General features: G+C 34.6%; 17 protein-coding genes and 1 tRNA gene. 9 read left to right on the forward strand and 9 right to left on the reverse strand.

The features are described from left to right. Positions 1-112: 112 nt before the first annotated feature. The 3 genes from D1953_RS11725 to D1953_RS11735 are packed head-to-tail and all read right to left on the reverse strand — an operon-like array spanning position 113 to position 3,451. The gene (locus D1953_RS11725) at positions 113-982 is read right to left on the reverse strand and encodes a transglutaminase family protein (protein ID WP_119117367.1); all 870 of its coding nucleotides are present in this window, start codon (positions 980-982) and stop codon (positions 113-115) included. Then, positions 979-1,941 (reverse strand): alpha-E domain-containing protein, encoded by a 963-nt coding sequence (locus tag D1953_RS11730; protein ID WP_119117368.1) that lies wholly within the window; start codon positions 1,939-1,941, stop codon positions 979-981. The genes D1953_RS11725 and D1953_RS11730 overlap by 4 nt, the downstream gene beginning before the upstream one ends. A gap of 43 nt (positions 1,942-1,984) precedes the next feature. Continuing rightward, positions 1,985-3,451, reverse strand: a complete 1,467-nt coding sequence (locus D1953_RS11735) for a circularly permuted type 2 ATP-grasp protein (RefSeq protein WP_245980065.1) — start codon at positions 3,449-3,451, stop codon at positions 1,985-1,987. A gap of 409 nt (positions 3,452-3,860) precedes the next feature. On the opposite strand from D1953_RS11735, the gene D1953_RS11740 reads away from it, so the two are divergent. The 5 genes from D1953_RS11740 (at position 3,861) to D1953_RS11760 (ending at position 9,613) form a co-directional block, all read left to right on the forward strand. Beyond that, entirely contained in the window at positions 3,861-6,431 is a 2,571-nt protein-coding gene (locus D1953_RS11740) for an ATP-binding protein (protein WP_119117369.1), read from the forward strand. Positions 6,432-6,512: 81 nt separating this feature from the next. Further along, positions 6,513-8,294 carry a response regulator gene (locus D1953_RS11745; protein ID WP_119117370.1) on the forward strand — a complete coding sequence of 594 codons (1,782 nt, stop codon included), beginning with the start codon at positions 6,513-6,515 and terminating at the stop codon, positions 8,292-8,294. 189 nt (positions 8,295-8,483) lie between these two features. Continuing rightward, a complete protein-coding gene (locus D1953_RS11750) occupies positions 8,484-8,855 on the forward strand; it encodes a group-specific protein (RefSeq protein WP_119117371.1) in 372 nt (123 codons plus the stop codon). Positions 8,856-8,871: 16 nt separating this feature from the next. Beyond that, entirely contained in the window at positions 8,872-9,387 is a 516-nt protein-coding gene (locus D1953_RS11755) for an RNA polymerase sigma factor (RefSeq protein WP_119117397.1), read from the forward strand. After that, positions 9,368-9,613 (forward strand): hypothetical protein, encoded by a 246-nt coding sequence (locus D1953_RS11760; protein WP_119117372.1) that lies wholly within the window; start codon positions 9,368-9,370, stop codon positions 9,611-9,613. The genes D1953_RS11755 and D1953_RS11760 overlap by 20 nt, the downstream gene beginning before the upstream one ends. A 130-nt stretch (positions 9,614-9,743) precedes the next feature. Here D1953_RS11760 and D1953_RS11765 read toward each other — a convergent pair whose 3' ends face one another. Continuing rightward, on the reverse strand, positions 9,744-11,579 hold the full coding sequence (locus D1953_RS11765) for a LysM peptidoglycan-binding domain-containing protein (protein WP_119117373.1): 1,836 nt from the start codon (positions 11,577-11,579) through the stop codon (positions 9,744-9,746). Positions 11,580-12,044: 465 nt separating this feature from the next. After that, complete coding sequence (locus D1953_RS11770; protein ID WP_119117374.1) at positions 12,045-12,485, reverse strand: cell wall hydrolase; 441 nt, start codon at positions 12,483-12,485, stop codon at positions 12,045-12,047. 597 nt (positions 12,486-13,082) lie between these two features. Between D1953_RS11770 and D1953_RS11775 the strand changes: the two genes are divergently transcribed. Both D1953_RS11775 and D1953_RS11780 read left to right on the forward strand, forming a co-directional pair. Beyond that, positions 13,083-13,226, forward strand: a complete 144-nt coding sequence (locus D1953_RS11775) for a DUF3934 family protein (RefSeq protein ID WP_119117398.1) — start codon at positions 13,083-13,085, stop codon at positions 13,224-13,226. 754 nt (positions 13,227-13,980) lie between these two features. Then, positions 13,981-14,850 carry a cation diffusion facilitator family transporter gene (locus D1953_RS11780; protein WP_119117375.1) on the forward strand — a complete coding sequence of 290 codons (870 nt, stop codon included), beginning with the start codon at positions 13,981-13,983 and terminating at the stop codon, positions 14,848-14,850. A 486-nt stretch (positions 14,851-15,336) separates the two neighbouring features. Here the strand turns inward: D1953_RS11780 and D1953_RS11790 are convergent, their stop codons facing one another. Then, the gene (locus D1953_RS11790; protein WP_119117376.1) at positions 15,337-15,780 is read right to left on the reverse strand and encodes a carboxymuconolactone decarboxylase family protein; all 444 of its coding nucleotides are present in this window, start codon (positions 15,778-15,780) and stop codon (positions 15,337-15,339) included. Positions 15,781-16,017: 237 nt separating this feature from the next. Here D1953_RS11790 and D1953_RS11795 point away from each other — a divergent pair, with 237 nt between their 5' ends. Further along, entirely contained in the window at positions 16,018-16,719 is a 702-nt protein-coding gene (locus D1953_RS11795; RefSeq protein ID WP_119117377.1) for a GNAT family N-acetyltransferase, read from the forward strand. 371 nt (positions 16,720-17,090) lie between these two features. On the opposite strand, the gene D1953_RS11800 is transcribed toward D1953_RS11795, so the two are convergent. Together D1953_RS11800 and D1953_RS11805 are read right to left on the reverse strand one after the other, a co-directional pair. Next, a tRNA-Ala gene (locus tag D1953_RS11800) sits at positions 17,091-17,163 on the reverse strand. A gap of 133 nt (positions 17,164-17,296) precedes the next feature. Then, positions 17,297-18,001, reverse strand: coding sequence for an MgtC/SapB family protein (locus D1953_RS11805; RefSeq protein WP_281271541.1), 705 nt, complete (start codon positions 17,999-18,001; stop codon positions 17,297-17,299). 115 nt (positions 18,002-18,116) lie between these two features. Here D1953_RS11805 and D1953_RS11810 point away from each other — a divergent pair, with 115 nt between their 5' ends. Continuing rightward, positions 18,117-19,013 carry a DMT family transporter gene (locus tag D1953_RS11810; RefSeq protein WP_119117379.1) on the forward strand — a complete coding sequence of 299 codons (897 nt, stop codon included), beginning with the start codon at positions 18,117-18,119 and terminating at the stop codon, positions 19,011-19,013. Positions 19,014-19,036: 23 nt separating this feature from the next. Here D1953_RS11810 and D1953_RS11815 read toward each other — a convergent pair whose 3' ends face one another. Then, positions 19,037-19,228, reverse strand: coding sequence for a hypothetical protein (locus D1953_RS11815; RefSeq protein ID WP_119117380.1), 192 nt, complete (start codon positions 19,226-19,228; stop codon positions 19,037-19,039). Positions 19,229-19,613 lie beyond the last annotated feature (385 nt).

Raw genomic sequence — 19,613 nt, forward strand, 5'->3', positions numbered from 1 at the left:
TAGAGAAATTTTTAATTATTAAATGAATAATACTATTTAATTATGTTTTTAGTAGCAGGGACCATCAATTTCTATACGGTGCTTGTCACTTATTGTTTGTTATCTTAAAGGGTTAGTTTAAAATCTTTACATCAACGGATACGTCCAATCGCTGCCCGCCTAATCCTTGATAAACACCTTTGACGGGGACGATATCTTGATAATTGCGACCGTGGCCAATTTTAATATAGCGCCAATCGATTTTACCGTTATTAGTTGGGTCAAAACCAATCCATCCAACCTTAGGAACATAAGCTTCGACCCATGCGTGAGAGGCGTGCTGAATGTCGGTTTGATTATTGTGAATATCCCCAATGAATTGGTATCCACTTACATATCTGGATGGAATATCAGCTAAACGGCAAAGTGCAATCATTAAATGGGCATAGTCTTGACAGACACCTCGTTTTAAACGTAATGTCTCTTCGACTGTCGTGTGAACATTAGTCGCTCCGGTATCATAGATTAAGCTTGTATGTAGTAGATTTGAAATTTCCTCAAGAAGTTGATAAACACTTTTAACTTGGTATGTACGAACGGTTTCATCATAAAATGTCTGTAACTCAGGCGTGACACGTGTATAGTCTGTTTCCATTAAAAATTCTGCAAAGTTATTTTGAAAGGTTTCACCTGTTAATATGTTGCATTCAGTCTCAAAAGGAACGTGGTTTGTAACTTGTCTATCGTCGATATCTTTTATTTCAACGATGGAATGTGATTGGATTAAAAGTTCCTGATGAGGTGTTGGATTTGTGAAATAATGGACAGTATTACCAAAAAAGTCTTTGTATGAAAATAATGAAACTTTTGGTTCAATCAAAATATTTTGTTCGCAGTATATCTGGCGTTCATCTTTTCTAGGTGTGAGACGAACTTCATTAATACTGTCGACTACTGGTTCTTGATAGGTATACTTTGTAAGATGGTTAATTTCGTATTTCATGCTTCAACATACTCCTCTTGAAAGAAAGTTTTTGAGATTGTATCACCAAGCTGATGGCATGACTGTAACATCTGACGTAGCAAATCTAATTCATAAAGTTCCTCTCGAACACCTTCACGAATTTTTTTCATTTTTCCTGTAAGTTCAACTTCTCGATTTGATAGAAAGGAGAAATTATAATCTTTCTGTTTAATACTTTGTAAATTTGCTTCTAAGGAAGTTAACGCAAAATGAACGGATCTTGGAAAAGTCGAATTAAGGATTAAAAATTCAATTACGTTTTCAAATGTAACATTATTTGCATAAAATTTACGGAAGCCTTCATAACCACCAACCGATTTTAATAGAGCAAACACACGGTCATAATTGTTAGTATCTTGTGATAGAGACCCATCCTCCATAAAATTAAGGTAAATGGTATTAAGGGTTCTCAGAATATTTTCAGCTCGTTCTAAATTTTTTCCGGCTTGAATGAAGTTCCATTCCTGATCGCGAACCATTGTAGCATCTACAGTACCGTTAAAAATAGTCAATCGTGCTCTGAGTTGTTGATAGAAAAGGTAAGGAGACTGCCTCATAACGGAATCTATATCTCGTTCTTTTAACCAAAGGTAAAGGGAGTTTATAATATCCCATAACTCATTTGGGAGGTATTGTCGAAGAACCCGTATGTTGGTTCTAGTTTGTTGTACACAGGAGAAAATAGAATTTTGATTTGTTTTGTCAAATGTTAAGAAGTGGAGGGCTGTTTTTTCGTTAATTGTTTCATACTTGCTCTTAAATATGTCAACATGGCCAATTGCACCGATAAGTCGTTCCCAGTTATAGTCTTGTTCCGTTGTATTTCTTTTTAATTCATGACGAAGATGATAGTTTACATCTATTAACCTTGTATGATTTTCAATTCTTTCTAGATAGCGTCCTACCCAAAACATTAATTCAGCACAACGATTCATCATTTCAAACACCTCATCGATAAAATTTTGTTTAATTTAAAGAAGGTTATAAAACCCATGTATCTTTTGTACCGCCGCCTTGCGATGAATTAACCACTAGTGAACCTTCCCTTAATGCGACTCGTGTAAGTCCTCCGGGAACAAGTTGAATATCTTCCCCCATAAAAACAAATGCACGTAAATCAATATGACGAGGAGCGATGTTTTTATGATTCGTTAAAGTAGGTGAGCAAGAGAGTTTGATTGTCGGTTGCGCGATAAAGCGTTCAGGATGTTGCTTAATTTTTTGTGCAAATTCCATAATCTCTGTTTCAGAAGCCGTCGGTCCAATTAACATGCCGTAACCTCCAGAGAGTGTCCGTTCTTTTACAACCATAGTTGAAAGATTATCAAGAACGAATTCTTTTTCTTCTTGATTTGTAAGGATATATGTAGGTACATTTTGAATAATAGGTTCTTCATTCAAATAATAACGAATCATCTTAGGAACATACGCATATACAGCTTTATCATCAGCTATACCTGTACCAGGTGCATTTGTAAGGGCTACAGTTCCAGCACGGTAAGCATTCATAAGTCCGGGCACACCAAGTAAAGAATCCGGACGAAAAGCAAGCGGGTCTAGGAAATCATCATCAATTCGTCGATAGATAACATCCACTTGACGAAGTCCTTCAACGCTTTTTAGATACACTTTTTGATCAATGACCGTCAAGTCTCTTCCTTCGACGAGCTCAATTCCCATCTCTTGGGCAAGAAAGACATGGTCATAGTAAGCTGAGTTATGAACACCAGGTGTTAATAAGACAACTAGAGGATCCTGTTTATTATTAGGTGCTAAACTACGTAAGCTGCCAAGTAAATCATTTAAACCTTGGTGAATGTCGCGAACCTGGTATTCAAAGAATAATTCAGGGAAGCGTTGCATCATTAAATCACGATTTTTATATACGTAAGACAATCCTGATGGATTTCGCAAATTATCTTCTAACACATAAAATTCTCCTGTTTCACTCCGTATTAAATCAATTCCTGAAAGGGGAATATAATTGTTGTTTGGGATGTTCAGACCAACCATATCTGGTTGAAAGTATGGATTTGTGATAATCATTTTCCTTGGAATAAGATTATCTTTAAAAATATTTTGTTCGTGGTATACATCTTTAATGAACATATTTAGGGCGCGAACTCTTTGTTTCAGCCCCTCTTCTAGTAGTTGCCATTCATTCGATGTAATAATTCTTGGGATAAGATCAAATGGAATTGTTCGTTCGGAATTTGCATCCGTATCGTTCGTGTCATACAGTGTAAATGTGATTCCTTGTTTCAGCATTTGCGACTGCATCAATGAGTTTCTAACCGATAATTCATCAATTCCCATTTTTGAAAACTGGGAAAAAAGCTTTGCATAAGGTGCTTTAATTTTTCCGTCAGGGGTAAACATCTCATCATAAAAATAATTTATAGAATAATCAGAAAAAAGTTGTTTGTTTTTTAATTGAGTCACCGTCACTTTATCTTCCTCCAAAGTTTATCTGTTTTTAATTTGACTTTGTTATAGAATGCTGTTAACAACAAGATGGTTTAACGCAGCCTTCTATTTCAAATGTGATTTTTTGTTACATGTAATTCCTGTAAATAAGTATATGATAAATAATTTATAGATGTATGTCGAAATAAGTCTGTATAATTGTGTACATTTTGTGTCGAAATTAGGCGGTTTATTGGTGGTGATGTTAAAATATAGCTATATATAACGCTTGTAGTTTTAGAATTATTAAAATTTCGAATAAGTACGTGATAAATAGTTACATCAAATGTTAATAATTGAGTTATAATTTTATTTAGAGATATGGCAGATAAATCTTATATAATTAATTAGTATTAAGATGAGATTAATAGAAGAAAAGAGGGAAGATTAGGTGAGGTTAACAATAAGTAAAAAATTGATTATTGGGTTTCTTTCTGTTTCTTTTTTTTCTGGAGGAACAATAGGAATTATTTTCTATTACATAAATAAGGCAGATAGTTCTTATGCGGAAATAGAGAATCAACAGATAACGATTTTAAATAATGTGAAATCTATACAAGTATTATCTTATCGACAGACCAATAGCTTACGAGGGTATCTTCTAACAGGAAATTCTGAGTTTAAGGAAAATCTAGAGAATGAAAATAACGAAATGAAGCATTTAATTGATGAAACTAATAAACTGATTGTTGAGCCTGAAAGTGAAGCAGACATCATCAAGTTAGGCGAACTTAATCAAGAATTTCAAACGAGATATGAAGAAATATTAAGTATATTTGAAGAAGATGTTGATCAAGAACAGGCTTCTGACTATTTTGTCAATAAACTGTTTCCGATTGGGAATGAGCTCTCCTTGCTAACAACATCATTCGCCGGGCGCCAACAGATAATGATGGATGTGACCAGGGAGGAGTATTCAAAAAAAGAAAGACAAATGAAACACATGCTAATCATATTCAGTGTACTTGCTGTACTGTTAAATATGATTATCGGACTACTAATTGCTAGGAATCTAACAAAAAATCTTTCTAAAATCGCAAATGTGATTAAAAAAGTGACAGAAAATTCTAGCAATGAAACAGAAATACCTAAGATTGAAGTTAATTCCCGAGACGAAGTTGAAGATATCGCAACGGCATTTAATAAAATGGCATATTCGATAAAGGAAAAAAGCTGGTTGGAAACAAATATTGTCGAAATGGCTACGATGTATCAAGGAATTCATGATCTTAAAACATTAGGTCAACTATTTATTAATAAAATTACTTCCATGATTGATGCAAACTACGGTGTTTTTTATGTTAAACAAGGAACAGGAGAAGCGAGATTTCATAGCATTGCATCCTATGCATTTAATGGGCAAAACAACGGTCAATCTAGTTTCGGATATGGAGAAGGGATTGTAGGACAGGCAGCGCTTGAAAAACGAACGATTTATTTAACAGATCTCCCGGAAGACTACATTAAAATTACTTCTGGTGTTGGATCAGCATCACCGGCGAATCTTATGATAATACCGGTTGAATATGAAGGAGAGGTTATGGTTGTTATTGAACTAGCAAAGTTTAAAGAATTCACGCCGATTCAGCAGACATTGATAAATCAAGTAGCTAATCAAATTGGAGTTACAGTAAAGAGTGTTAGTGGGCGAATGCAGATTGAAAATCTTTTGAAAGAATCAAAAGATTTAACAGAAGAGTTACAAAGTCAGTCTGAAGAGTTGCAGCTGCACCATAATGAACTAGTTTGTATGAACGCAAAGCTTGAGGAACAGGCCAAACAATTGGAGCTTACTTCGAATTATAAGTCAGAATTTCTTGCTAATATGTCCCATGAGTTACGTTCACCGCTAAATAGCTTACTCGTTCTTGCTAATCTGCTTGCTGAAAATAAAGAAGGAAATCTTACAGAGCAACAAGTGATTTTTGCTGATACGATTTATAAATCTGGGAATGATTTATTGCTGCTTATAAATGAAGTATTAGATTTATCGAAAATAGAATCAGGAAAAATAGATATCATTCCTAGTGAAGTATTATTAAAGAATATATGTTTATTTGCTGAACGTCAATTTTTACCACTTGCTAAGCAAAAAGGACTTCAGTTATCTATTCAATTGGATGAAAATCTTCCGGAAACAATACGGACAGATCAGTATCGATTACAACAAATTATAAGAAATTTGCTGTCAAATGCTATTAAATTTACAGCAGAAGGTGTGGTTACACTGCATGTTCATCAGGCGCATGTTGAAAATATGAATACAACAATAGCTTTTTCAATAAAAGATACCGGTATTGGGATACCAAAGGAGAAACAAAAATTAATATTTCAAGCCTTTCATCAAGGAGATGGAACGACTAGTCGAAAGTATGGAGGGACTGGGTTAGGCCTCTCTATTAGTCAGGATCTTGCTAGTTTGTTAGGCGGAGATATAAAAGTAGAGAGTGATTTAGGGAAGGGAAGTATTTTTACATTATATTTACCGATATATGAAACGAGTACTATAAAAGAAGCGGCACCTGCTATTGAGGTTATAGATGGAAACGAGTGGGAGACTGTAGCTTTAGACCAGGAGGACACTCTATTTATAGGAAAGAAAATCCTTGTTATTGATGATGATATGAGAAACATATTTGCCATTACCTCTGCACTAGAAAATAAGCAAATGGAAATAGTCTTTGCTCAGAATGGGAAGGATGGAATGAGTGTCTTAAAGGAGAATTCTGATGTGGATTTAATTCTTATGGATATTATGATGCCTGAAATGGATGGGTATGAAACGATATATGCAATTCGGGAAATGACGGAGTACAAGAAGCTCCCAATTATTGCATTGACGGCAAAAGCTATGGCACATGATAAAGAAAAATGTATAGAAGCGGGTGCATCTGATTATATAAGCAAACCTGTTTATATAGATCAGCTTCTGTCCTTAATGCGAGTATGGCTATATAAATAGTTAAATTTGTTTTACATACTAATTTGATAGAAAAGTCAGTTTTTAAACTTAATAGACAATGCACAGGGGGAGCCGTTTTAAATGAAAAACTATATCGACATATGGAGGAAAGATGAAAAGAAAGTAAATATATTATTAGTAGATGACCGTCCTGAAAATTTATTGGCACTTGAGAGCATACTTACCTCATCAGATTATCATTTAATTAGTGTCAATTCAGGAGAAGAGGCATTGAAGCGTGTGTTAATAGAAGATATTGCTGTTATTTTGCTTGATGTACAAATGCCAGGGTTAGATGGGTTTGAAACAGCAAAATTGATAAAATCTCGCGAAAAGTCAAAACATATTCCAATTATTTTCCTAACCGCTATTAGTCAGGCTATAGAGTATGTTAAGGAGGGCTATCATGCAGGAGCGATTGATTACATATTTAAACCGTTTCACCCAGAAACATTGAAGATGAAAGTGGAAGCTTTCGTAAAAATTTATCAATATCAAGAACAGATAAAATTCCAAAATGAAGCGTTGAAGGTTATTAATCAAACATTGATAGATACTCTTGTCACATTTGATAAAGCAGGACGGATTGTAACGACTAACCCTGCTATCACAAAGATGTTTGGGTATACAGAAGAAGAATTGAGTGGAGAGCCGATTGATTTGCTCGTTCCTAGTATAACTAGTTATTATTCAGACTCCCATAAACTAGGTAGGATTATTGAAACGTTTGCCGTCTGTAAGAATACAGATGTTTTTCCAGCTGACATTCAACTGGGTGAGGCGAAAATTGGAGGGCAGCATGTTTATGTTTGTTCGATTCGGGATGTTACGGAACGGCATCTACTGGAGGAAGAGAGATTTCGCAAAATATTTGAGTCAACCTCGTGTCTTGTTTCGTTGCAGGCGGTAAAAGATTGGCATTATATTAATGTAAATAAAACCTGGCTGACAAGCTTTGGCTATAATCACTATGATAAGGTTGTTAATCGATCGGATCTCTCTATAAAATATATCGTTCAATCAAATGATAACGTTGAAACCGTTGTAGAAACAAAGGATTTAATCCATCCCGTTCAAAGTAGTAGAATTAAGTATTTCAATCAATTAGGAGAATTGCGAGATGGGTTATTGTCTACTGAATTTATGGACATTCATGGAGAAGAATGCATTCTATCTGTTATTACGGATATAACAGATAGAATGTCCGTTGAAAAAGAGATGGCAAGGCTAGATGGATTAAATCTCATCGGTGAAATGGCTTCAGGAATTGTTCATGAGGTGCGTAATCCGATGACAACCATTCGTGGATTTTTACAAATTTCTAAGGATATACCATCTCCTGAATTTATTGATATTATGCTTGAAGAGTTAGATCGTGCCCATAACATTATTAGTGAATTTTTATCCATATCAAAAACGAATAACACAAAACGAATTTCCAAAGATTTGAATGTCATTATCGAAAACTTATTTCCCCTTATTCAGGCAAAAGCTATGTATTCTAATCATCAAGTTTATCTGGATTTAAACGACTGTTCTGAATTGAAAATTAATGAAAGGGAAATTCGGCAATTGATTTTAAATCTTTCTCTAAATGGGCTTGATGCAATGTCTTCTGGAGGGACCCTAACAATAAAAACATATCAGCAAGATGATGAAGTAGTTTTAGCGATACAAGATGAAGGAAAGGGAATTAAGCAAGAAATCATTAATAAAATTGATAAGCCTTTTTTCAGTACAAAGGAAAATGGCACGGGATTGGGTTTATCTATTTGCCAAAAAATAGTGTCTAAGCATGACGCTATCATGGATATAAAAACAAGTAGTGAAGGTACAATATTTTTTGTTCATTTTCCTATTTAACTCAAAAAGCCTTCAGATGATCTGAGGGTTTTTATATATTAATGAATATTTATGAATATGTGATATAAGAAGCTGGAGCAGCATTGACCGTAAAATTTGAAAATCATTTGGAAGTGATAAAAAAGGACTGAACCTTTTTGTCTTCTCGTTTGTATAGTTAGAAAAGAAGATAGATTGGGGATGTTACAAATGGGCACAGGTTGGATTGTTTCTCTTATCGTTGCAGGTGTTTTATTGGTTTTAATTTTAGCGATTGCGATTTCAATGGATCGTAAGCATATTATCCGTGAAAAAGGCAAAATCAATTATAAGAAAACAAAGGTATACTTAAGGTGGAACGTATTTGATACACTTACGCTTATATTAGCTATATACGCCATTATTTGTGTTCAAGTCCTTAAGGTTTTAATCTCTATCGGTGAAACAGTTGAAAATGTTTTTGTGCAATTTTTTACAAATCAAGCACAAGTATGGACGATTGTATCTATTCTTTACTTAATTTCTAGGGTATCAATGACGTTAAAATCTATTAAGGAACGCTGGGGCGATGATATTGAATGAGTGTGAGGATCAATTGATGATTGCTTATCAAAATGGAGATGAAGAAGCGTTAAAAGGCATTTACATCTTATTAAAACCGTCTCTTTATTCGTTTATTTTCCGTTATACAAGGGATGAGCAATTAAGCATTGATATTGTTCAGGATACATTTGTCAAACTTCAGCGTTACAAGCACAAGTATAATCCGAGGAATGGAAAACTAAAATCCTATCTCTTTCAAATTGCATATCGATTGATGATAACGAAATTAAACCGCCGCAAGAAATGGAGAAGCCTGTTACCCTTTCTTAGTCCGATACAGTCCGAAGAACTCCATCATTCAGACAGAATAACTATTCGAGAGGCTATTGCGAAACTCCCTGAAATCCAGCGTGCTGCGGTATTGCTGTTCTACTATCACGATATGCCACAAGAGGAAATAGCCAAAGTCCTTGAAATTCCGAAAGGGACGGTTAAATCCAGATTACACATAGCAATCAAAAGATTAAAAGAAGAATTGGGGGGAGACGAATATGAGGCAGGATCCCTTTAATAAGGATCATCATCTGTGTACGAAGTTAGATGAATATCATGTAGATATACCAGATTTCCCAATGAAGGCGAGTAGGTGGGAGCGATTTGTCAATTTTCTAACTTCCCCTGCAAAAGACCCGCTGGAGTCATTAATTTCAACGGCGGATGGGGTAATGCTGTTAAAAGTTGCTCCAATAATAGGAACTGTTGCATGGGCATTCATACAAGCTTTCCTTTTTTTATAAGGGATAGCACTAGGAAAAGGTGGATTTACAACGTTAAAGAAATTTCAATATTAAAAAGCCTCATTTCTCGATGTTACTGCTGAGAAATAGGGCTTTTTCTTTAATCAGCAATTTAGTTGGATTTAAAAAGTTATTTTTCTAATCCAGCTTTTCTCACGACTACTTCACTTTCAAGCATATCCCACATGCCTTCATCTTCCATGCCTAATCTCCAAAGTGCTAAGCCTCTTATTCCAAGACGGTCTGCAAGTTCAGCCTTTGCTTTTATACTTTCTCGATTTTCAAACCATACCTCGTGATTGACCCCTTGTTCATCTGTATAGGCAAACATTGGGGTTTTTGTTTCTTCATCAAAAGTGATTTCTTTATTGTATTGTTTAGCTAGAGTCATTGCTCGATCAAACGATGCATAAGCCGCACGACCTGTTTGGAGATTAAAATCAAAACCAAATACTGAAACAGCAGCAACGATTTTTTCTTTAGGCATCACTGTAATAGCGTAACGTAGCACTTTCTCCATCCGGCCAATTGATACGACTGGACCTGGTCCGCTTCCTGGCCAACCGTGCTCATTATAAAGCATAATGACAAATTGATCAGTTGGTACATGTAATTTTGGATAGTCAAATGGTTTTGCAAAAACACTTGGATCCTCTGGTCCTGTTTTAGATGGTACAGCAGTCGAGAAGAAATATCCTCTTGCATCAAAAACGCGCCCGATTACTCGATATAACTGGGTTAAACGATTCCGATCTTCTTCCAGTAAATCCTCAATATCAATATCAACACCGTCTAATCCATATCTTTCGACTAATCTAACTAAATTTTCAGCAAATGCAACCATATTCTGTTCAGAGGAAACCAACTCGTGAATAACCTGCTTTGCTAGTTCTACGCCTTCTGCATATAAAAGGTTATGAACAGTTGCTAACATTTTTACATTATGACGATGACCAATTCGTACAAGATTTCGTACTTCTTCATCAGTAAATTGCCCAAACTTTTCGATTGTTGTTGGATTGTCTTTATTAATTCTGAATAAGAATAATCCGTTTTGTGAAATATTCCCTGTGTTTGTCACAAAGGATTGGTAAGAGCTAGGTAATGTAGGTCCTTCTGATAATGTATAATATCCTAAAATTTGAATAATAGGATTAGATCCATCATATGCTCTTAAGGTAGAAACTGTTTTAGAGATCCATCCTGGATTACCATTGAATAATACAACTTTATACCAATTTCCTTGAACGCCAATAAGAGGTAATCTTGCGCCGCGATCCATTTGGGCAATTACTCTAAAATTAGAACCTGGCCGTTGTCGAACGTTCGCGCTATCTATATTGACAATCACTTCCGAGTATGCCGGAATCTTAATTCTTTGACCGACAGTTAGGTTCATGCTTTCTAAATGATTTAAGATAAGGATACTCTCGACGGTTGTATTATATCTACGAGCAATCTCGTATAAGGAATCACCTGACTTAACGACATATTCAGTTTGTCTCTCATCTATTTCAGATACTTTCAATCTTTGATTAATGTAAATTATATTCGTATCTAGGTTATTCAACGTTTTTATTGTGCCAACAGTTGTTTCAAAACGTTGTGCAATTGAAGAGAGAGAATCTCCTTCTTGGACAACGTAATAATCCTCATCAATTTCTTCAGGAATAACAAACTGTTGTCCAACATAAATCGTGTTGGAACGTAATTGATTTATTCTTTGCAATTCTCCAATCGAAACACCAAGTTTCGTTGCAATTGTGTACAAGCTGTCACCTGGTTGAACAATATAAATATTCCTTTCAGCAATAACGGGCACTACCAATTGCTGACCAATATAAATAATATTAGAAGTTAGCTGATTTTCATATTTAATACGTTCAGCATTTGTTTCAAATTTTCGAGAAATCGTATCCAACGAATCTCCAGGCTGTACAATATAATTAATCTGCCGATAATACATGCATATATCATCCCCCTCACCAAAGCATCTATATTTATATATGCACCGGCCCGGAATTATTGACATTTATTTTTAGGAACAATCATTATATGCTGGGCTATGCATATGTAGTCCTACTCAATTGAAAAGACTCTTGTACATATGGCAAAGGTCAATCTAATTATCCATTCTTTATTATCTCTTGAACGATTTTATCTCTCATGAGGAGCAATGTGAAATTGGTACTACTTTTGAATTGAAGGATGATTAAGGAAGGAAAATAGGCTTCGCCGCATTTAGTTAATTAGGTGATAAGATTATGCTTAAAGTGAGTGCTTCTAATCTTATTTCTGAATTTGCGTTATGCTACTAAATTTTATAATTGCTCCGAGTGAAAATCTTACTTTTTAAATAAAAACTATTACTAAAAGTTTTATATTGTATAAATATTTTAAATATGTAAAAAAGCCTACTCAAAGAGTAAGCTTAACCTCTATAAACACTATCGCATGTTGCGGGTTTTGGTTCATAAAAACAATGTTCTTTAAATTGACCAGTACGAGGTTGACCATACCATGTTGGAGGGCATGGAGCATGTGGATTAAAATACCAAAGAGCATATCTAGCTGGATGCTGTCTCCAGTGCTTCAAATTCTGTTCTGCTAATCTTCTTTCAATACCTCTCGCTCTTTGATAAAATACATTCCCTTTTTGAACAGCTTCAAAAGAATAATTTCCTCCTTGTACTTGATAAATGACTTGTGGAATAGTTCTTAAACCTTTAAAGTCTAAACAATTAGCTACAAGACGATTCACAATTACATTTCCAACATATAACATTCCTAGTTGTCCTTCACCTTCGGCTTCTGCTCTCATCATCCTTGCCATTAAGTCAACGTCTGAACTTCGGTAGCTTGCTCTGGCCATTTTTTCACCCCAAAAATATTGTATGGAAAATAGCCAACAGTCATGTCATTATTTATGTAATATAAATGCTTAGTTATAATAACTTACAGCTTTTAAGTAAGATGTAGAGAAATTAGAGTTAAGTGGAGGAGCAATTATTCGAAAAGGTGGAAAGAAACATTTTGGGTATTTTACACAGGTTAACAAAGATAAAAGACCATGAATGTGCCAACAATAATAGAGGGAACAAGCAACAACAGTAATGCACCTGTCAAATCATTGGAGTTGTACTATAAATTGGCCGTTAAGCTAATTAATCGTCGCGAAGCTGTATCAGATGCAGGCGTTAACAAAGCCTACGCAAATCTGTGATGACGAGCTGCAACGAGGATTGTACGAACTAAACGATATGTTGAACTAGGTTAAGTGTTACCGTGTGATGACCGCAGCTTTTATCATTGGAGCTGACGTGTTATTATTAAATGTCAGGATCAAACTATACAAAACCTGTCAGGATGTTGTATAGTTCATCACGCTTAGTTTATAACTAAGTAAAATGGATAAAATTAACCCATGACAAGTAATTCAACTGAAGACAAGAATAAATGGGGTGATGGTATCAGTAAAGCTAAAGGTAAAGGCGGAACAGGTAGAGGGACAGGCAAGAAGGGCTGGAATCGTTGGCAAGCTAGTTCGAACAGAGCGAAAAGTGCTAAACCTTATATAAGCAAAGGCACTAAAAAAACAGATAAAGAGGATTGAAAGTCAGCATTCATAATGTTGGCTTTTTTATTTCGCTGTCCGGTATAGGAGCGTTACGTTACCTGCTTAGAGACGTTGACGTAATGCGTGTAGGGCATGGGGGCTCGAACCCCTGCCTCTACGCTGCCAGAACAGCCCGCTTATTTTTAAGCCTGTAAATTAAATTTAATTGAGTTCAATTGAGCAAAGGGAACCCTTGATATATCAATGTTTTTAAGAGTTTGTTTATGCACTCTAGTTAACTACGATAAAAAGAAAAAATACGTTTGTGCATATTTTGTGTAAGGATGCGGTCATATATGCAGCATGGTTTTGGTACACTGCTAAAAAATAATTAAGCAAAATGAGAGTGGTAGATAACGAGTTAGTCATTTATCCAGCGTTTTATTTTTTAATCACTGCTTTGCTGGTTCGGATATCCATAGAACCTTGATGGCGAGGATGAGTGTTTTTTTAAATCTCTTTCAACGGTTCTTTTTGTTCATTAAACTAAAACAACTTAACAAGAAAGTAACATCTATTAACCTTCTCATATGAAGGTAGTGAGTTTTAAGGTTAGATGTGCAAAATAGTACTTAAAATAAGCATAAATTACTTCTTTAAGTGGCAAAACAAACCTCAGTTGGTTTTTCCCCAGTGCAAAATATTTATATATGTTCAGATTAGATAGAGTGTTGCAAAAAGGTTGCTCTAGACCCACCTATATTTCACTTGTTATGATAATTTTTGCACTTGGTTGAGGGGAGACTTACTTTTGGAAGAGATAAAATATAATAATCTTAAATTAGGAGAGCGTGGAGCAATCATTAGTATAGTTGCTTACATTTGTCTTTCCGTTTTAAAATTAGCTATTGGGTATATAAGTGACTCTGCTGCATTAAAAGCAGATGGTCTAAATAATACAACCGATATCATTGCATCTGTTGCTGTACTTATTGGACTAAGGCTTTCACAAAGACCACCTGACAAGGATCATGGGTATGGTCATTGGAAAAGTGAAACTATTGCATCAATGATTGCTTCATTTATTATGGTAGCAGTGGGTATACAAGTGTTGCTTGATGCTGTTACTTCAATGATTCAAGGTGGGAAAGAGTCACCGGACATAATAGCAGCTTATGTAGGTGTATTTTCTGCATTAGTCATGTATTTTGTCTATCGCTACAATAAAAAGCTAGCTAGTAAAATTAATAGCAAATCAGTTATGGCAGCTGCAAAAGATAACATCTCAGATGCCTGGGTAAGTATAGGAACTGCAGTAGGTATTTTCGGTTCACAATTACATATGCCTTGGCTTGATACAGTAACAGCTATTATTGTAGGTTTATTAATATGTAAAACAGCTTGGGATATTTTTAAACAAGCTTCTCATGAACTTTCGGATGGGTTTGACCCAGAGAAAATAGAACTGTATAAAAATGTAATATTAAAATTAGATGGAGTTAAAGGACTAAAAGAGATTAAAGGGAGAAACTATGGGAATAACGAAGTAATAGATGTTGAAATTCTTGTTAATTCTACCCTAGATATTAAAGAAGCTCACGAGATAGCAACCCATATTGAAAAAGTCATGATAAATGATTATGGGGTATACGATGTTCATGTACATGTAGAGCCAAATTAATTTTAAAAAGCTTTTAGTAGATATAGAGAATGAATAGATACGTTATTTTAAATAAAATAAAGCCACTAAAGGTGTTATCCGGACCTAAATTAAAAAAGATATATAAATTAAAGGACGTTACATATTTTATATGACTAATATGTAATGTCTTTTTTATTAGGGAGAGTACTAGCGAAGCCGTCACCACTCGAAATAAGGAAATGCCAAGATTACTTAAAACCTATCTCCTTGAAAAAAATGGTGGACTTATTCACGTCTTTTACTGATAAATTAATAAAGATATTTTTGGATGTGAATTCCATTTTCTATTTCCTCCTGTGAAAATTGCTGGTAAAAGAAACATGTCAATTAAGTTTTTCATTAAATGTCGATAAATATTCTACTTTTCTATAAGTACTGTATTCATTAAATAGCTCTTAAAGAAAGAGCGCATTTCTTCCAAAATTGCGCCCTATTGCTGAATATTGAAAATGCAATTTAGAGTAATTATTTTTCAGTTGCTATATTCCCCATTGAAATAGAAATTCTATTCCAACTGTTAATTTGATTAATTATCAGAACAAGGTCAACATACTGTTTCTCGTCATAATGTTCACGCACTCGTTGATAAAGCTCATCTGGAACACGTTTTGTCGGGATTAATGTCACGTGCTCTGCCAACTCTAAAGCTGCTTTTTCTGCTTCTGTATAGAATTCACACTCTTGCCAAGCGCTAATACAGTATATTCTTTGTTCTGTTTCACCCATTTTTCGTGCATCTGCTGTATGCATATTCAAACAATATGCACAGCCGTTAATTTGAGAAACACGAATTTTAATAAGCTCACGAAGTTTTCGTTCGATTGCTATTGTTTTCGTGTATTTTTCCATATCCATCATAATTTTCATACCATCAGGGGCAATGTCATAGTAAGAAACTCTTTGGCTCATAAAGCACGACTCCTTTGATTTAGTATAAGGCTATTATACCCTTACAAGAACATCTGTATCATTTTTATAAAGGTGTTGCTCCACGATCGGACCAGATTGTTTAGTAATGCCTAGTGGGGTAAATGGATATCGTGAATAAGTGTACTTCAGCGAACGGGGCAGTTTAAGTGGAGTTAGATGATTTATTTTTTTATCAGATTAAACTGTAAAAAAAACATAATGAAGGGGTGCTATTAAATGAATCAGAGAGTAAACGAGTATAATCAGCCCATTGGCGAAGAGGTATCCAATTGGGAAAAAAGAAAATTTCCTGCTGATATGTGTTATGTAGGAAATTATACCATTGTCACAAGACTATCTCGTATACACTTGAAAGAACTTTATAGTGCTTATAAAAATTCTGACCCTAGTAATTGGACTTATTTAACCGATGAATTACCTCAAAACTACGAGGAATTTGAGCAGACATTACTCAAAAAAATAGAAAGCACTATAAGCGTGTGCTATGTCGTGTTAAATAAAGAAACCAATAAACCACTTGGAGTATTTAGTTTAATGAGAATAGATCAAGAAAATGGAGTAATTGAAGTAGGAAATGTTAACTTTTCAGATAGATTAAAAAGAACAAGAATGTCTACGGAAGCACATCAACTATTAGCTATGTATGTATTCGAAGAACTTCAATATCGACGCTATGAATGGAAATGTGATTCCCTTAATGCGCCTTCTATTCAAACGGCTAAACGTTTAGGCTTTACATACGAAGGTACTTTCAGAAACGCAGTAATCTATAAAAAACGCTCACGAGATACTTGCTGGTTTTCAATGTTAATAGAAGAGTGGCCTCTACATAAACAGGCAATTACTCAATGGTTAGCAGAGGAGAACTTTGATGGTAAAGGGGTTCAAATTCAAAAATTAGAATCATTTAAACAATGAGGAAGAATTACTTGTTTATATTATTAAAATAACGTTCTTTAACGAACGGTGCTTTGGCTTTTTATATTCATAGGAAATCCATATATTGTTTTTTGAATCAGGAAATAACACAATATTTAGTGCGGAAACAACAGAAAAAAGATGGAGTTCAAACGAAAATTAAAAAATAAAGGGTTTCTCTACACTCTGAAGACCATCGGAAACGATGGTCTATTTTTATGTCTTAATATCAATATTATTGTTTAATAGAGCCGAAAATTATCATATTTAGCGAATTTTCACTGGAAATGTACAAGATATGAGGATATGTGTGCCCGTAATAAAAAAGCCAAAATCCTTGATGTATAAGGGTTTTGCTCTTTGAAAAAGGATGGAGCATAGGGGGCTCGAACCCCTGACCTCTACGCTGCCAGCGTAGCGCTCTCCCAGCTGAGCTAATGCCCCGAATAGGATACACCAATTATTTTAACTGAATTAATAGAAAAGTCAATAAAAAAGGAAAAATCCGTTAGAATATGGAATTATAACGGATTTTTGAACTGAATTTTTGGCGTTGTTGATAGAATGTTATTGGATTTTAAATATTTTCAATTTCTACTTTAGAGACTTCTTGAATACTAGAAATTGTGTAATATACATCAGATGTTTTTCTTTTTTGATCGACAAGTATTCTTATGGTAAGTGAGTGAATGTTTGTCTCCACATCTTTAATTCGAATGTTTTTTACATGAATATTTTCGTCCCTGATTTTCTGTAACACTTTTGAGATGTCTTCTTTTTCTTCTATTATAAGTTTAAGAAGAATTTCCTTTTGGCGAAGTGATATAGGACCAATCCAAGTAATGATAGGGGGAAGAAGCTCTACACTAATAATTAAGAGAATGACCCCTGCGATTGCTTCAATAAAAAATCCGGCTCCTACAGCAATTCCGATTCCAGCAGCTCCCCAAATAATGGCGGCCGTTGTTAATCCAGAGATACTATTATCACGACGTAGAATAACGCCAGCGCCGATAAAGCCGATTCCGGAAACAATTTGAGCCGCTAATCGAAGTGGATCCATTGTCACATTAAGTTCGTCGCTTCCAGGAAATTTAAAAGCTGACTCAATTGATACAATCGTAAGCATACAACTGACAATAGAAATGACTAAGCTTGTTTTTAATCCAACTGGTTTACGTTTGATTTCTCGTTCTAATCCAATAATCATTCCTAAAAAAGCAGAAATACCTAACTTTAATAGAATAAATAATTCCTCGTGTACATTAAATGACCATTCCAACAATACCATCCCCATCCACGATAAAAACATCTATAATTTTAACTATTATAACCTCAAAAAAGGGAATTGCGGTACAATGAATCTGTTAGTTTTAAGTTAAAAGAGAGGGAACTTCATGAAAGCTGCATTTATCAATCCTTATTTTGCTTTAGTAGTAGGTGTGATTACAGTTTCGTTCTCAGCAATTTTAGTGAAATTGGCATCCGCTCCATCGGGAATTATTGCCTTTTATCGCTTGTTGTTTACGGTGTTGCTATTATTACCATTTTTTCTTATTAAGCATGTTCATGAAATAAAGTTGATGATAAGGAAGGATTTCTTTCTTACGATGGCTGCGGGCATTTTTTTAGCTTTTCATTTTATTTTATGGTTTGAGTCATTGAATTATACAACGGTTGCTAGCTCTACAGTTCTTGTCACGCTTCAGCCTATATTTGCTTTTGCCGGTGCTTTTTTCTTTTTTAAAGAACGTTTCTCCGTAAAAGTACTGATAAGTGGTGCGATAGCTATTATAGGGAGTGTCATTATTAGCTGGGGGGACTTTCGTATAAGTGGTTGGGCGCTTTTAGGGGATCTACTTGCCCTTATTGCCTGTGCTTTAGCAACAAGCTATCTATTAGTAGGTCAAGGTGTTCGTAAGAGGATTTCATCTACTACATATACGTTTATCGTTTATTTATTTAGTACAATCGTATTGTTCATCTATGTTGTAGTAGCTCAGCAACCATTGAGAGGATACCCTGTTGCTGATTGGATGTACTTTATTCTTCTAGCAATTTTTCCTACGTTATTAGGGCATTCTTTATTTAATTGGGCAGTAAAATGGTTGAGTACGACGACGATTTCTATGGCGATTCTTTTAGAACCGGTCGGAGCAACCATCCTAGCGTACTTTCTTTTTGGAGAAAAAGTTATTTGGACACAATTATTAGGCGGTGCAGTTATCTGTTATGGACTCATAATGTTTTTATGTGAAGAGAGAAAGCAGTATAAAAAGGTTGAAAAGCGATAAAGCATTATATGCCTATCGCTTTTTTATTGATAGGAATAAAATAAAGTAGCCATTCTTGTGAAAAAAAGAGCAAATAGCAAGCTCATAATCAAAGTGCTTCCATTTACTTTCTTGTTGTTTTGGTTACTAATTTTAATACCTTCTATAAAGGCGATACTAAATAAATAGAGTGCCATTAAATAAGATAGAAGTAAGCCAATTTCGGATGCATTCATTGCGTCACCTCTAAAACCCTTTTTATGTTTATATTATTCATGACTAGTCATAATATGATAAAAGAAGAGAAGTAAAAAAATGAGAGAAGGAAAATCTACTTTTAAAAAAACTTGTGAAAAAGTATTGTAAACAATTTTTGTCCATGATATATTATTACTTGTCGCTGAGACAACAAGTTAAATGATTACTTTAATGAAAAAACTTTTATTAAAAAAGAAGTTGACACATTAAGGTTAGTTTGGTAAGATAATAAGGTCGCTGAAAAAACGACGAACATTGCTCATTGAAAGCTGAACAAAACAAAGCGCCAACGTTAATTTTTAAGTGAGCACACACTATAAAAAAGTGCGAAGAGCTAATTCAAATTCTATCGGAGAGTTTGAT

This window comes from Peribacillus asahii (assembly GCF_003570725.1).
GTDB lineage: Bacteria > Bacillota > Bacilli > Bacillales > DSM-1321 > Peribacillus > Peribacillus asahii.

What these genes read in the sequence shown, in the direction of transcription:
- D1953_RS11795 (WP_119117377.1), top strand. Translation starts at nt 16,018, where the DNA reads ATGAATCAGAGAGTAAACGAGTATAATCAGCCCATTGGCGAAGAGGTA.
- D1953_RS11810 (WP_119117379.1), top strand. Translation starts at nt 18,117, where the DNA reads ATGAAAGCTGCATTTATCAATCCTTATTTTGCTTTAGTAGTAGGTGTG.
- D1953_RS11755 (WP_119117397.1), top strand. Translation starts at nt 8,872, where the DNA reads ATGATTGCTTATCAAAATGGAGATGAAGAAGCGTTAAAAGGCATTTAC.
- D1953_RS11815 (WP_119117380.1), bottom strand. Translation starts at nt 19,228, where the DNA reads ATGAATGCATCCGAAATTGGCTTACTTCTATCTTATTTAATGGCACTC.
- D1953_RS11750 (WP_119117371.1), top strand. Translation starts at nt 8,484, where the DNA reads ATGGGCACAGGTTGGATTGTTTCTCTTATCGTTGCAGGTGTTTTATTG.
- D1953_RS11730 (WP_119117368.1), bottom strand. Translation starts at nt 1,941, where the DNA reads ATGATGAATCGTTGTGCTGAATTAATGTTTTGGGTAGGACGCTATCTA.
- D1953_RS11790 (WP_119117376.1), bottom strand. Translation starts at nt 15,780, where the DNA reads ATGAGCCAAAGAGTTTCTTACTATGACATTGCCCCTGATGGTATGAAA.
- D1953_RS11745 (WP_119117370.1), top strand. Translation starts at nt 6,513, where the DNA reads ATGAAAAACTATATCGACATATGGAGGAAAGATGAAAAGAAAGTAAAT.
- D1953_RS11765 (WP_119117373.1), bottom strand. Translation starts at nt 11,579, where the DNA reads ATGTATTATCGGCAGATTAATTATATTGTACAGCCTGGAGATTCGTTG.
- D1953_RS11760 (WP_119117372.1), top strand. Translation starts at nt 9,368, where the DNA reads ATGAGGCAGGATCCCTTTAATAAGGATCATCATCTGTGTACGAAGTTA.
- D1953_RS11770 (WP_119117374.1), bottom strand. Translation starts at nt 12,485, where the DNA reads ATGGCCAGAGCAAGCTACCGAAGTTCAGACGTTGACTTAATGGCAAGG.
- D1953_RS11725 (WP_119117367.1), bottom strand. Translation starts at nt 982, where the DNA reads ATGAAATACGAAATTAACCATCTTACAAAGTATACCTATCAAGAACCA.